The organism is Halomonas huangheensis, from assembly GCF_001431725.1.
GTDB classification, from domain to species: Bacteria; Pseudomonadota; Gammaproteobacteria; order Pseudomonadales; family Halomonadaceae; genus Halomonas; species Halomonas huangheensis.
The window spans coordinates 2,755,600-2,769,435 of record NZ_CP013106.1 but is presented as its reverse complement, the minus strand read 5'-3'; the positions used below and the strand labels follow the sequence as shown (position 1 = coordinate 2,769,435).

Annotated in this window: 10 protein-coding genes; 7 read left to right on the top strand and 3 right to left on the bottom strand. The window is 60.0% G+C overall.

Annotated features, from left to right (window positions below; all coding sequences use genetic code 11):
* Positions 1–122: 122 nt before the first annotated feature.
* From gatB to gatC, 3 genes are all read right to left on the bottom strand, one after another.
* A complete protein-coding gene (gatB, locus tag AR456_RS12100; protein ID WP_021817114.1) occupies positions 123–1,577 on the bottom strand; it encodes an Asp-tRNA(Asn)/Glu-tRNA(Gln) amidotransferase subunit GatB in 1,455 nt (484 codons plus the stop codon).
* A complete protein-coding gene (gene gatA / locus AR456_RS12095) occupies positions 1,577–3,037 on the bottom strand; it encodes an Asp-tRNA(Asn)/Glu-tRNA(Gln) amidotransferase subunit GatA (protein ID WP_021817115.1) in 1,461 nt (486 codons plus the stop codon). Before gatA ends, gatB begins: the two co-directional genes overlap by 1 nt.
* Positions 3,038–3,106: 69 nt before the next feature.
* On the bottom strand, positions 3,107–3,394 hold the full coding sequence (gatC, locus tag AR456_RS12090; protein ID WP_021817116.1) for an Asp-tRNA(Asn)/Glu-tRNA(Gln) amidotransferase subunit GatC: 288 nt from the start codon (positions 3,392–3,394) through the stop codon (positions 3,107–3,109).
* A 174-nt stretch (positions 3,395–3,568) separates the two neighbouring features.
* Here gatC and AR456_RS12085 point away from each other — a divergent pair, with 174 nt between their 5' ends.
* The 7 genes from AR456_RS12085 (at position 3,569) to tldD (ending at position 13,669) form a co-directional block, all read left to right on the top strand.
* Entirely contained in the window at positions 3,569–4,606 is a 1,038-nt protein-coding gene (locus AR456_RS12085; RefSeq protein ID WP_021817118.1) for a rod shape-determining protein, read from the top strand.
* Between the two features lie 74 nt (positions 4,607–4,680).
* Positions 4,681–5,574 carry a rod shape-determining protein MreC gene (gene mreC / locus AR456_RS12080; protein ID WP_051995673.1) on the top strand — a complete coding sequence of 298 codons (894 nt, stop codon included), beginning with the start codon at positions 4,681–4,683 and terminating at the stop codon, positions 5,572–5,574.
* Positions 5,574–6,062 carry a rod shape-determining protein MreD gene (gene mreD / locus AR456_RS12075; protein WP_021817120.1) on the top strand — a complete coding sequence of 163 codons (489 nt, stop codon included), beginning with the start codon at positions 5,574–5,576 and terminating at the stop codon, positions 6,060–6,062. The genes mreC and mreD overlap by 1 nt, the downstream gene beginning before the upstream one ends.
* A complete protein-coding gene (locus AR456_RS12070; protein WP_021817121.1) occupies positions 6,055–6,654 on the top strand; it encodes a Maf family protein in 600 nt (199 codons plus the stop codon). Before mreD ends, AR456_RS12070 begins: the two co-directional genes overlap by 8 nt.
* A 199-nt stretch (positions 6,655–6,853) precedes the next feature.
* Positions 6,854–8,317: a ribonuclease G gene (rng, locus tag AR456_RS12065; RefSeq protein WP_021817122.1), complete on the top strand. Its 1,464-nt coding sequence runs from the start codon at positions 6,854–6,856 to the stop codon at positions 8,315–8,317.
* A 4-nt stretch (positions 8,318–8,321) separates the two neighbouring features.
* Positions 8,322–12,221, top strand: coding sequence for a YhdP family phospholipid transporter (locus AR456_RS12060; protein WP_021817123.1), 3,900 nt, complete (start codon positions 8,322–8,324; stop codon positions 12,219–12,221).
* On the top strand, positions 12,218–13,669 hold the full coding sequence (gene tldD, locus AR456_RS12055; RefSeq protein WP_021817124.1) for a metalloprotease TldD: 1,452 nt from the start codon (positions 12,218–12,220) through the stop codon (positions 13,667–13,669). The genes AR456_RS12060 and tldD overlap by 4 nt, the downstream gene beginning before the upstream one ends.
* Positions 13,670–13,836: the final 167 nt, after the last annotated feature.

Genomic DNA, 13,836 nt, shown 5'->3' with positions numbered 1-13,836 from the left:
TGTCGCGATCATGCCATAACTGCTGCTGAATAGGCATCATTCATACGGCTGGTCCATGAGCCGGCTCAGCGGTTGAATTCAGCACGGTTCAGCTCAACCAGTTTCAAGCAGCATGCTTCCTGTCAACACAGTGCGTCGAGCTTATCCTTCAACAGGGTATTCACTTGCTGCGGGTTGGCGGTGCCGCGCGATGCCTTCATCACCTGGCCGACAAAGTAGCCAATCATCTTGCCGCGCTTGTCCGGTTCGGCATCACAATACTGGGCCACCTGGGCCGGGCTGTCAGCGATGACCTGGTCGACCATCGATTCGATGGCACCGGTATCGGTGACCTGCTTGAGGCCGTGAGCATCAATGATCGCATCGGCAGAGTCACCTTCGCCGTTCCACAGCGCCTGGAAGACCTGCTTGGCCGCCTTGCCGTTGATGGTGTTGTCGATGACCCGAGTGATCAGCCCACCCAGTTGGTCCGCATCGACCGAGCTATCGGAAATATCCAGTGAGTCGCGGTTGAGAGCGCCGGACAGTTCGCCTTGTACCCAGTTGGCGGCTTGCTTGGCATCGCCACAGACATCCTTGACGCGCTCGAAGTATTCGGCCATGGCGCGGCTGGCTGAAAGCACTCCGGCGTCGTAGGCCGACAGTCCCAGTTCGTCCTGGAAGCGCGCGCGCTTCTCGGCGGGCAGTTCCGGCAGCGATTCACGCAGGTGCTCGACGTAAGCGCTGTCGACCACTACCGGCAGCAGGTCGGGGCAGGGGAAGTAACGATAGTCGTTGGCTTCCTCCTTGGTACGCATGCTGCGAGTTTCGTCGGCATCCGGGTCGTATAGGCGCGTTTCCTGGACCACCTTGCCGCCGTCTTCGATCAGCTCGATCTGGCGTTCGACTTCGTAGGCGATGGCGCGCTCGACGAAGCGGAAGGAATTGACGTTCTTGATCTCGGCGCGAGTACCGAATTCTTCCTGCCCCCTGGGGCGTACCGAGACGTTGACATCGCAGCGCATCGAGCCTTCTGCCATGTTGCCGTCGGAAATGCCCAGGTAGGTGACGATTGAGTGGATCGCGCGCAGATAGCCGACGGCCTCTTTCGCGGAACGCATGTCCGGTTCGGAGACGATTTCCAGCAGCGGAGTCCCGGCACGATTGAGGTCGATACCGGTCATGCCGTGGAAGTCTTCATGCAGCGACTTGCCGGCGTCTTCTTCAAGGTGCGCGTGGTGCACGCGGATGACCTTGGCGCTGCCGTCGTCGAGCAGCACCTCGACCTCGCCACGACCGACGATGGGGTCGTACATCTGGCTGGTCTGATAGCCCTTGGGCAGATCCGGGTAGAAGTAGTTCTTGCGGTCAAACACCGACACTTCGGGAATCTCGGCGTTGATGCCCAGCCCGAATTTCAGTGCCATGGCGACGGCCTGTTCGTTGAGTACCGGCAGTACGCCGGGCAGTCCCAGGTCAACAGCGTTGGCTTGAGTGTTGGGCTCGGCGCCGAAGGCGGTGGAGGACCCGGAAAAGATCTTCGACTGAGTCGCGAGCTGGACGTGGACTTCCAGCCCGATCACGGTTTCCCATTGCATCAGGCGTTCTCCTCGGCGATCTCGGGACGACGCAGGTGCCAGTCAGTGGCCTGCTGGAACTGGTGGGCGACGTTGAGCAGACGGGCCTCGGAGAAGTGCGTACCGAGAATCTGCAGCCCCACCGGGCGCTTGCCGGAAAAACCGGCCGGCACACTGATGCCGGGGATGCCTGCGAGGTTGATGGCGATGGTGTAGATATCCTGCAGATACATCGACACCGGGTCCTTGGTCGCGCCCAGGTCGAACGCCGGGGTTGGCGTGGCAGGGCCCATCAGCACGTCGACCTCCTCGAAGGCGCCGAGGAAGTCCTGACGGATCAAGCGGCGAACCTGCTGAGCCTTCTTGTAGTAGGCGTCGAAGAAACCTTCGGAAAGGGTGTGGGTGCCGATCAGGATGCGGCGCTTGACCTCGTCGCCAAAGCCTTCTGCACGTGAACGCTTGTAGAGATCAATCAGGTCGCTGGGGTTGTCGCAACGATGACCGAAGCGCACGCCATCATAGCGCGACAGGTTGGAGGAAGCCTCCGCAGGCGCGATGACGTAGTAGGCTGGAATCGCATAGGACGTATGCGGCAGGCTGACTTCACGCACGCTGGCGCCGAGTGACTCGAAGACCTTGATGGCATCGCGGATAGCGGTTTCGACGTCGGCATCAAGGCCGTCACCAAAGTATTCGCGTGGCAGGCCGATCTTGAGGCCAGCCAACGGGGCATCCAGTTCTTCACTGTAGTCCGGCACGCCACGCGCGATGCTGGTGGAGTCGCGGGCGTCGTGCCCCGCGATGGTATTCAGCAGCAGTGCACAGTCGGCGGCGGAGCGCGCCATTGGGCCGCCCTGGTCGAGGCTCGAGGCGTAGGCGATCATGCCGTAGCGCGAGACACGTCCATAAGTCGGCTTGAGGCCGGTAATGCCGCAGAATGCTGCCGGCTGACGAATCGAGCCTCCGGTATCGGTACCGAGTGCTGCCGGTACCAGGCCGGCGGCAACTGCCGCGGCGCTACCGCCGGACGACCCGCCGGGAACCGCCGTCAGGTCCCAGGGGTTTTTCACTGGGCCGTAGAAGCTGTTCTCGTTGGATGAGCCCATGGCGAACTCATCCATATTGGTCTTGCCGAGACTCACAGTGCCTGCCGCGCGCAGCTTGCTGACCACTGTGGCGTCATAGGGAGCGACAAAGTTGTCGAGCATCTTCGAGCCGCAGCTGGTCTTGACGCCCTGGGTGCAGAAGATGTCCTTGATCGCCAGCGGTACGCCGGTCAATGGGCCGGCCTGACCATTGGCACGCTGCTGGTCGGCCTGATCGGCAGCGGACAGCGCCTGCTCGGCGGTGACGGTGATGAAGGAATTGAGTTGACCGTCGAGACGGTCGATGCGTCCGAGCAGATCTTGAGTCAGCTCGCGACTGGAGATCGTACCGGCGTCGAGTGCGCCGACAATCTCGGTAATCGTCTTGTCATGCATGGGCCTGGCTCCGAAAAGGCGTGGCTCCGGGGGGGGCTGGATCAAGGATGGGCATGCTGTTCATCCGTGCTACTCAACGACGCGGGGCACTAGATAGAGCCCGTTCTCAACTTGAGGAGCGCACTGCTGATAGTGATCGCGTTGATCCTTTTCGGTCACTTCGTCGGCGCGTAGACGCTGTGTGGCGTCCATCGGGTGAGCAAGAGGGGCGACATCCGTCGTATCCAGCTTCTGAAGCTGGTCAACCATGTCCAGGATTTGTCCGATATCGTCCAGGTACTTTGCTGCATCTTTGTCGGAAAGGTCTAACCGTGCCAGGTGCGCGGCGCGGAGTACCTCGGCGTGTTCAAGCGCCATGATGGTTTTCCTCAAGGGAAGCTTGCGGGAAATGACCGCAAAAGGTACCACAGATCAGCGTGGTCTGGCAGGTCTGGATGCACAACATATGCGCCTTGCGCTTGCCGCTGGGGGGGCGCAGTGATACCGTTTGCGTCCGCACAGGGTTTCCGGTCAGCACTAGGTATCGTTTCCATGTTCAAACGTTTAAGAGGTGTGTTTTCAAGCGATCTGTCGATCGACCTGGGAACGGCCAATACACTTATTTACGTGCGTCATCGCGGCATTGTCCTCGATGAGCCGTCTGTTGTTGCCATTCGTCAATCCGGCAACATGCGCAGTGTTGCTGCGGTGGGGGCCGACGCCAAGCGTATGTTGGGCCGCACACCCGGGAACATCACTGCTATTCGTCCGATGAAGGACGGCGTGATTGCCGACTTCACCGTGACCGAGCAGATGCTCCAGCATTTTATTCGCAAGGTGCATCAGAGCACCTTCCTGACGCCGTCTCCGCGCGTACTGGTCTGTGTTCCCTGCATGTCCACGCAGGTTGAGCGCCGTGCGATCAAGGAATCCGCCGAGGGCGCTGGTGCGCGTGAGGTGTTCCTGATTGAAGAACCGATGGCCGCAGCCATTGGTGCTGGCCTTCCGGTCGAGGAAGCGCAGGGCTCAATGGTGGTGGATATCGGTGGAGGCACCAGCGAGATTGCCATCATCTCGCTCAACGGCGTGGTCTATTCCGAGTCGATTCGCGTGGGTGGTGATCGCTTCGATGAAGCCATCAGTGCCTATGTGCGCCGTCACTACGGTAGCCTGATTGGTGAGGCGACCGCTGAGCGTATCAAGGAAGAGATCGGTTGTGCCTATCCGGGCGGCGAGCTGCGCGAGATCGATGTGCGTGGACGCAACCTGGCAGAAGGCATTCCGCGCAGCTTCACACTCAACTCCCATGAGATTCTTGACGCACTGCAGGAGCCGCTGGGCTCTATTGTCGCTGCGGTCAAGAGCGCGCTGGAACAGTCTCCGCCTGAGCTGGCATCGGATATCGCCGAGCGCGGTCTGGTACTGACCGGCGGTGGGGCGTTGCTGCGTGATCTGGACAAGCTGATCGCCGAGGAAACCGGTCTGCCGGTGGTGGTGGCAGATGACCCCTTGACCTGTGTAGCGCGTGGCGGTGGCAAGGCCCTCGAGATGATTGACCAGCGTACGTTCGAGCTGCTCTCAAGCGACTGAATCTCGGCCCAGGATCTCCAGGGAGACGGCCTATCAAACCGCTGTTCTCGCACGGCTCAGTGCCTGGCTACCGCATGTTTCTGTGTGCGGTGGTAGCCGGTGCATTGATGTTCGTTGACACTCACTTCACTCGCATGGAGTCGGTGCGTGCCCAGCTGTCGACGCTGGTGGCGCCGATTCAACTGGCGGTAAGTCTACCCAGCGACATACTCAACTGGGGGGCGTTGGCGTTGTCTGAACAACGTGCCCTTGTCGAGGAGAACGCGCGCCTGCGTGAACAGTTGCTCACGTTGTCACATCGTGTTCAGCGCATGGCCAGTCTGACTGCCGAGAATGTGCGCCTGCGTGAGCTGCTGGATGCGGCTCATGAGCATGATGTTCCCTACCTGACAGCGGAACTGCTGTCGCTGGATCCTGATCCCTTTACCCATCAGATGGTCATCAATCGTGGCCGTCGTGATGGTGTCTATGTGGGACAGCCAGTGATGGATTCTTCTGGTCTGGCTGGTCAGGTCAGTGAGCTTTCTGCCTATTCCAGCCGTGTACTGCTGGTCACCGATGCCAGTCATGCTCTGCCTATCCAGGTCAACCGCAACGGCTTGCGCTTCATCATTCAGGGCACTGGTAGCTATAGCTCGCTCAAGGTGCTTCACGTTCCTGATACTGCTGATATCCGCGTTGGCGATCTGCTGGTCAGCTCTGGTCTCGCCGGACGCTTTCCAGTCGGTTACCCGGTGGCGCGTGTGACGGATGTCGGGCATGACCCGGGCGAGCCATTTGCCGCGGTCGTTGCTGAACCGGTGGCGCGCCTGCAACGTTCCCGGCACTTCCTGTTGCTGTTTCCGCCAGAGCCGGCATTGAACGTCGCAGAAGGGCGTTGGCAGCCCGACCTGGATCCCCAGGCCATTGACGCCGCCGTGCGGTTGGGAACGCTGTTGCTGCCCAACGAGGAAGAGGAGGAGCGCTGATGGCAGTTCCAGTTCGAACCAGCCTGTTCTGGGTGTGGTTGTCTCTGCTGCTGGCGCTGTGCCTGCAGGTGATGCCAATGGCCGAAGGATGGCAGGTATGGCGCCCTGATTGGCTGGGGTTGATGCTGATTTACTGGTGCATGCAGCAGCCCGAGCGAGTTGGCGTCTTCCATGGCTTCGTGTTCGGCTTGTTGCTTGACCTCATCGAGGGAGCGCCGCTGGGTCAGAATGCGCTGATATTGTCATTGCTCGCGTTCCTCGGAGCTTTGGTCTACCCGCGCTTCCGCACCTATTCGCTGATTCAGCAGGCGGTGTTGATCCTCGTCTTGCTGGGGTTGTCGCAGTTGGTTGAGCAGTGGCTGCGCACTCTGTTCGGACCATTCTCCATGCATCTGTCATTCCTGATTCCATCGTTGATCGGCGCGGCGCTGTGGCCCTGGTTGGCAACGCTGTTCAAGGCGTTGGGACGGCGTCCAGCCAATGACTGATCCCGTGTCGGCAGGTGCTCCAGAGCAGCTTCGTCTCGCTTCGGCATCACCGAGGCGGCGTGAGCTGTTGGCGTCGATTGGCATCAAGGTTGTGGTGTCTCCGGTCGATATCGATGAAACCCCGCAGCCAGAGGAGTGCGCCGAGGACTATGTCGCACGGCTGGCGATCGCCAAGGCTGAAGCGGGTGCGATCGGGGATGGGTTGCCGACTCTCGGGTCGGATACCGCCGTGGTCTGCGATGGCAGGATTCTCGGCAAGCCACGAGACGAGGCGCATGCCTTTGCCATGCTCAAGTCGTTGTCCGCTCGTCAGCACCAGGTGCTGACATCAGTAGCGGTGGTCGGTCCCCAGGGCACGCTGGAGACGACAGTGGTCACCGCTGTTCATATGCGTGCAATCAGCAACGATGAAATCCGTGCGTACTGGCATACCGGCGAGCCTTCGGACAAGGCCGGAGGCTATGCGATTCAGGGGCTGGCAGCGGTGTTCGTCGAGCGAATCGAAGGCAGTTATTCTGCCGTGGTGGGTTTGCCATTGTACGAGACGGCTCAGTTGCTGGCGCGTCAGGGGGTGGCCGTCTGGCAGGCTTGAGACGAGGTTGCGCGTTGCGATCGCGATTGCTGAGGGCGTCCAGAACCGTGCAGACCGCGACTGACCGGCGCAAGCCGTGCCATAATGCGCACAGAGTGCCAGATTACCAGACTGCTGAATTTTCCAGGTCGTCGGGTCTTCAGACTGCATGGATGTTCAGGCTACAGGATTTTCAGAAGACCGGGACAAGGACTGCTGCATGAGTGGTGAAGTACTCATCAATCTGACGCCGATGGAAACTCGAGTTGCAGTGGTCGAGAACGGCGTACTGCAGGAAGCCTTCATCGAACGTGCACGACGTCGTGGTATCGTCGGCAATATCTATCAGGGGCGGGTGGTTCGTGTGCTCCCGGGCATGCAGGCAGCTTTTGTCGATATAGGCCTTGAGCGTGCCGCTTTTATCCATGCTCATGAAGTCGTCGCTGCGGGCTCTGCTCCTGAAGAGCAGCCCTCGATTTCCCAGCTGTTGCACGAAGGGCAGTCGTTGGTCGTTCAGGTCACCAAGGACCCGATCGGGTCCAAGGGCGCGCGACTGACGACGCATCTCTCCGTTCCCTCGCGTTATCTCGTCTATATGCCGGACTCCTCGCACAATGGAGTATCCCAGCGTATCGAGGATGAGGCCGAACGCGAACGTCTACGCGAACTGGTCGAACAGGCCCAGGCCGATCAGGATATCGAGATTTCCGGTGGCTTCATCGTACGCACCGCTGCAGAAGGTGTATCAGTGGTCGAAATGGCCGCTGATATGCATTTCCTGCTGCGGCTATGGCGTAAAGTCAGCGAGCGGAAGATTACAGCACCGGCCCCCAGTGTGATCTATGACGACTTGCCGCTGTTCATGCGTACGCTGCGTGATGTAATGCGTGACGAGATCGAGAAGGTGCGTATCGACTCTCGCGAGAACTTCGTCAAGCTGGTGGAGTTTGCCGAGGAGTTCATGCCGACTGCTGTAGGGCGCATCGAGCACTACTCAGGCGAGCGCCCGATCTTTGATCTGTATAGTGTCGAGGACGAGATCCAGAAGGCACTGGCGCGCAAGGTACAGCTCAAGTCCGGTGGCTATCTGGTCATCGATCCGACCGAGGCGATGACCACCATTGATGTCAATACCGGTGGATATGTCGGCCATCGCAATCTTGAGGAAACCATCTTCAAGACCAATCTTGAGGCGGCGACTGCAATTGCTCGCCAACTGCGTCTGCGCAATCTCGGCGGGATCATTATCATTGATTTCATCGATATGGTGGACCTCGAGCATCAGCGCCAGGTGTTGCGCATGCTCGAGAAGTCTCTGGAGCGTGACCATGCCAAGACCAAGTGCACGGGGGTGACTGAGCTGGGGTTGGTTCAGCTGACCCGCAAGCGTACTCGCGAGAGTCTTGAGCAGACGCTCTGTGAGCCGTGCCCATCCTGCCATGGGCGCGGTACGCTGAAGACCCCTGAGTCGGTGTGCTACGAGATATTCCGAGAGATTCTGCGTGAAGAGCGCGCCTATAATGCCGAAACCTATGCGGTATTGGCGTCGCAGGCGGTGGTCGATCGTCTGCTCGACGAAGAGTCCTCCGCAGTGGCCGATCTCGAGGAATTCATCGGCAAGACGATCCGTTTTCAGGTCGAATCTCACTATTCCCAGGAGCAGTACGACATCGTGCTGATGTGATTTCATGGCGCCATTCCGCCTGCTGTCACGATGGTTGTTGACGCTGGTTGCGGTGGTGCTGGCGCTGGTCGCACTACTGTTGCTGGTGTTGCGCCTGTCGTTCTCTCAGATCGACCTGCTGGAGACAGCGCTGGTCGATATGCTCGAGTCGCGCTTTGATGCCGGTGCCAGCCTGACGCATATCGATGGTGCCATGGTTGGTGTTGATCCTCGCGCGAGCATCCAAGGTCTGGCTCTCGATTCACGTAGCTCGCTGGGCGACTATCCGTTGCTGCAGATCGAGCACGGCGACGTGCGCCTCGACACTATCGAGTCCATCCGCAACGCGATTCCGGTGGTCGAGCGTGCTCATTTCAGTGGGGTCACCCTGCATCTCTATCAGGACCAGCAGGGTCGCTGGGTGTGGCCCAAGCCAGCCCGTATTCCCCCGGAGTTGGTGCCCGAAGGTGAGTTCAGCCTGCAGCGAGTCGATTTCTGGGTCGGCGTTCTATTGCGGCAACGAGCCTGGGTAGATGACCTGCGGCTGGTGCTCCACGGTCAGCATCGTAATACGGTACTACATGCCCCACAGGTGCTGATGACTGCGGATGACAACGGCAATACCCATATCGAGGGTAAGGTCTTTGTCGATGGCCGAGGCAAGGAAGGCATGCAGGTTGTCATGTCTCTTACGCCAGGCGAGGAGGATGCCGCGAACTTCAATGCCCGGCTTCAGGGCAGCATGCAGCTCGACAGTCTCACTGGCTTTTCCGCATTGCTGGGGATCGAGGACATCGTGCGCTTCGACGAGGCCAGTGGTGATGTCAATCTGTGGGGGCGCTGGGACGCTGGGCGAGTAGCGGATGTTCGTCTCGATATCATGGCACCACACCTGGCACTTAATCAGTCGCGTCCTTTGGATGACGATGCCGAGCATCCCGGTGGCGTGGTACTCACAGGCAGTGAGTTGCGTGGACAGTGGGTGCGCAAGGAAGGCGATGACTGGGAATCCTGGTTCGAGGGGCGTTCCGAGAACGTTGAATGGACCGGTGGTGAAGGTGAACAGGCTCCGACTGGCAACCCGATTCCGCGTTTCTGGCATGTGGCCAGCACCGAGGATGGCTGGTGGGCCAATGCATCGGGCTTTGAGCTGTCGGCATTGGCAGCCTGGCGTGAGCGCCTGCAGCTTCCCGAGGGGCTGGCGCGTGCCGTTGATGCCTTGCAACCACGAGGCCAGGTCACGGGCCTTGGTTTCGGACAGCGCGATGGTCTGTGGCAGGCTCAGGTGGCGGCAACTTCCGTTGAGGTTTCCCCTTGGCAAAGCGCGCCAGGTGGCGGTCCTCTGAAGGTGTGGGTTGAGGCCGATGGTACTCATGGACGTGTCAACTTCGTCAACGACGAGGGCGCGTCGATGTTCTTCCCCGAGATCTTTGCTGAACCGATGGAGCTGGATTACGCACAGGGGCTGGTCGATTGGTCCTATGATGGCCCGCGCAGCTATGTCAGTGGTCGTAATCTCTCCGTAGGCTGGAAAGGGGCTGACGTTCAGGGCGATTTCGGCCTGGCCATAGCCTCGGATCAGCGTGGCGGATTTGGCCTGAGCCTGGACTTCCAGAATGTTGATGCTGTTGATCAGGCGCTGACCGGGTGGCTACCCATGCCACTGCTGCGTAATGACGTCGATCCGGATCTTGCCGAATGGCTGTCCAGCGGGTTGGCAGGTCGAGTGCCTGAAGGCAGCCTGCGTCTACATGTGCCCCTGCGCGAGCAGGATGGGCTATCCGGTGAGCGGTTCGACCCGACGCTGGATCTTGAGCTGGAGGTCGTCGATGGCCTGCTGCCTTATGCGGAAGGCTGGCCTGCGTTGACCAATGTCAGCGGCCATCTGTCGATAGCCGGGGAAGATCTTGAGGCCAGTGTCGATCACGCAGAATCCCATGGTTTGGTCACTGAGAACGCCAGGGTCAAGCTCCATGAGAAGACGCTTGATATAGAGGGACCTGTGCAAGGTTCGCTTGAGGACCTGTTTGCCTTTATCGCCGAGATGCCGGTGGAGGGTGCTGAGGCTGGGGCGAATTGGCAGGGGCAGGGCAACGTCGATGGCAAACTGACGTTGAGCATGCCGATGGACAACCCTGAAGCGCTGGATCTTGAGGTTGCCACTCGGGTCAATGCATCGCGCATCGAACAAGCGACCACTGGGCTGGAATTTACTGATGTCAGTGGACCGTTGAGCTGGCAACAGCAAGGTGAGCAAGGGGGACTACTGGGTCAGCTCCAGGGGCACATGCTGGGTGGTGACATCAGCGCTGACTTGAAGGGAATTGGTCAGCCGGTATCTCTGTCTGGAACCGTGCATGCCAACGCCCTGAGTGAGTTTGCTGGCCTGAATCCAGATACGCTGATCAGTGGGTCTACTCCCTGGCGGGGTCAGTTGGATATCAACGATAAGCAGCTGAGCATCGACAGTACCCTGCAGGGACTGGCCATCGCCTTGCCCGAGCCGATCGGCAAGACCAGTGGCCAGATGTTGCCATTGAATCTCGATATCGGGCTCGGCGACCCCGGTACCATCAGTGCCCAATTGGGGACGTCGGTCGGCATGCGTTGGCGTGATGCGCTCGACGGTCAGGGGCAGGTATGGATCGGACGTCAACGTCCGGGTAGCTGGCCGACTTCCTCTGGCTGGGTGATCGGTGCGACATTGCCGCGCCTTGATAGCGTTGCCTGGGTCGATGCCATCAAACCGCTGTTGAGCAATGACGGTGCCAGCAACGTTGCCGGTAGTGGTGGACTGCCTTTTGCCATCAGTCGTGTAGAGGCCGATACGGCATGCCTCTCCAGCGATGGAAGTTGTCTCGGGTCATTGGCGCTTGATGCTTACCCTCAGGGAAGGAACTGGCGCGCTTCGGTGGATGGCAGCCTGATGGCGGGACAGATCGACTATCTGATCGGAGCACCACAGCCGCTGCGTATTCACTTGAATCGCCTCAATCTTGATGGGGTGGTGGCTAACCTGACTCCGGAACCGGCGGTGGAAGCCGCGCCAGGCTCGTTGTTTGGTGAGTTGGATATCGCAGGCCACCCTGAGCCTTTTATTCGGCGTCTTGGTGAGCTGCCTGCCGGCATTCTGGAAATTATCGATCTGGAGTATCAGGGCCACCAGTTCGGTCCGTTCAAGGGCCAATGGCTGGCTAGTCAGGAGCGGTTGTCGCTGGACCCATTGTCGCTGAGTCTCGGCGAATTGACGGCAGAAGGCGAGCTGGTGTGGGAGGCCTCGGGCAGCAGTGAGAGCCTGACACGTTCACGCCTTGCGATAACGGGCGGTGACCCGGGGACGGCCCTGGAAGCCCTGGGACAACAGGTGGCAGTACGTAGTCGCTCAATGGACGTCGATAGTCAACTGGCATGGCCCGGTGCGCCGTGGCAGTTCGCCCTTGCACGTTCGCGTGGCAGCCTCGACGTAGACCTGGAGGATGGGTCCTTTGCCAACATCAGTTCTCCATCGGCGCGCGTGATTGGTCTGCTCAACGTCGATAATCTGCTGCGCCGCCTGAGCCTCGATTTCTCCGATGTGACGGGCTCTGGTACTGCCTTTGACCGTGTCAGAGGGAACGCAACGTTGTATGGTGGAGTGTTGGAGACCCAGGGCCCGATCAAGATTGATGGCCCGGCAACGAACTTCACTCTAGAGGGCGCAGCGAATCTTGCGACACGAGAGCTCGAATTGATGCTGGGAGTGACCGTTCCTGTCAGCAATAACCTGCCGTTGGCCGCGGTGCTTGCGGGGGCGCCCATGGTCGGTGGCGCACTGTTCGTGGCCGACAAGTTATTCGGTGACGCTATCGATAGTGTCACGCGAATCCATTATCAAGTGCGTGGTCCCTGGACCGCGCCGCAGATTTCTCTGGAAAGTGCTCAATGACATCTCAACACGAGTCCTTCGACGAAGCGGTAACGACGCTTCTCACGCCTGGCGGCCTGGATCTCGATGGCCTTGATCGTGGCCTCGAGCATGCCTTGGGTGCCGGCATCGATTATGCCGATCTGTACTTCGAGCGAACCTGGCATGAGGGCTGGGTGCTGGAAGACGGTGAGGTCAAGGAAGCCAGTTATAACATCGACGGTGGTGTCGGTGTTCGAGCCATGGCTGGCGAGAAAACCGGCTTTGCCTACTCCAACCAGATTACCGCCGATGCACTGATGGAAACCGGCCGCACGGCCAGCGGTATCGTGCGCAGCGGCTCTCGTCTCGAGCGTGCGCCACGTATTCAGGTGAGTGCTGAGCCGCGTTACGCCGGAGTCGACCCGCTGACGGGGCTGTCGGCTGAAGACAAGGTTGCGATGCTCAAGCTCGCCGATCGCGTTGCGCGTGCCGCAGATCCCAGTGTCTCTCAGGTCAGTGCATCACTGAGTGGCGTCCATGAAGTGGTGCTGGTGACATCCAGTGATGGCACCCTGGCGGCCGATATTCGCCCGCTGGTGCGCTTCAACGTCAGTGTGATTGTAACCCGCAATGGCCGTCGTGAGCGTGGCAGTGCTGGAGGTGGTGGACGCTACCCGATGGCCAGGTTGCGCGACGAGGGCGTCGCCGAGACCTATGCCCGTGAAGCCGTACGCCAGGCGCTGGTCAACCTCGAGGCCATCGATGCGCCAGCGGGGCAGATGCCAGTAGTCCTTGGGGCAGGCTGGCCGGGTATTCTGCTGCACGAGGCGGTGGGCCATGGTCTGGAAGGAGACTTCAACCGCAAGGGTAGCTCGGCCTTCGCTGGGCGTATTGGTCAACGGGTCGCCGCACCTGGCGTCACGGTGGTTGATGATGGCACGCTGCAGGATCGTCGCGGCTCGATGTCAGTGGATGATGAAGGGACACCGTCTCAGTGCACCACCCTGATCGAGGACGGCATTCTCACCGGTTATATGCAGGACAAGCTCAATGCGCGCCTGATGGGCATGAAGCCTACCGGCAATGCTCGCCGTGAATCCTTTGCGCATATGCCGATGCCGCGGATGACCAACACCTATATGCAGGCGGGCAATGACGATCCGCAGGACATCATCAAGAGCGTCAGCCGTGGCCTGTATGCCGTCAGCTTCGGTGGCGGCCAGGTCGATATCACTTCCGGCAAGTTCGTATTCTCGGCCAGTGAAGCCTACCTGATCGAGGATGGCCGTATTACGGCGCCGGTGAAGGGCGCGACACTGATCGGCAATGGTCCGGAAGCCATGGGGCGCGTATCGATGATCGGCCACGACATGGAGCTGGATACCGGTATCGGCGTGTGTGGCAAGGAAGGCCAGGGTGTGCCGGTTGGCGTGGGACAGCCGACACTGAAACTTGATGAACTGACAGTGGGTGGGACGCAGTCCTGAGAGGACAAGAGGTCAGAGGGAAGAAGTGAGAGGGAAGAAGTCAGCAAGCACGACCCTGGCTTTTGTCTGTCCTCCACTGCGCAATAATGGACAGCCAGGGGCACGTGGCTCGAGATCCGTGGCTTACCGCTGGCGGCGCGCCCTGGTCTTCCCTCTTCCTTCTTCCC

Excerpts from the sequence above, each read along its gene's own strand:
- gatB (WP_021817114.1), bottom strand. The coding sequence starts at position 1,577 with ATGCAATGGGAAACCGTGATCGGGCTGGAAGTCCACGTCCAGCTCGCG.
- gatA (WP_021817115.1), bottom strand. The coding sequence starts at position 3,037 with ATGCATGACAAGACGATTACCGAGATTGTCGGCGCACTCGACGCCGGT.
- gatC (WP_021817116.1), bottom strand. The coding sequence starts at position 3,394 with ATGGCGCTTGAACACGCCGAGGTACTCCGCGCCGCGCACCTGGCACGG.
- AR456_RS12085 (WP_021817118.1), top strand. The coding sequence starts at position 3,569 with ATGTTCAAACGTTTAAGAGGTGTGTTTTCAAGCGATCTGTCGATCGAC.
- mreC (WP_051995673.1), top strand. The coding sequence starts at position 4,681 with ATGTTTCTGTGTGCGGTGGTAGCCGGTGCATTGATGTTCGTTGACACT.
- mreD (WP_021817120.1), top strand. The coding sequence starts at position 5,574 with ATGGCAGTTCCAGTTCGAACCAGCCTGTTCTGGGTGTGGTTGTCTCTG.
- AR456_RS12070 (WP_021817121.1), top strand. The coding sequence starts at position 6,055 with ATGACTGATCCCGTGTCGGCAGGTGCTCCAGAGCAGCTTCGTCTCGCT.
- rng (WP_021817122.1), top strand. The coding sequence starts at position 6,854 with ATGAGTGGTGAAGTACTCATCAATCTGACGCCGATGGAAACTCGAGTT.
- AR456_RS12060 (WP_021817123.1), top strand. The coding sequence starts at position 8,322 with ATGGCGCCATTCCGCCTGCTGTCACGATGGTTGTTGACGCTGGTTGCG.
- tldD (WP_021817124.1), top strand. The coding sequence starts at position 12,218 with ATGACATCTCAACACGAGTCCTTCGACGAAGCGGTAACGACGCTTCTC.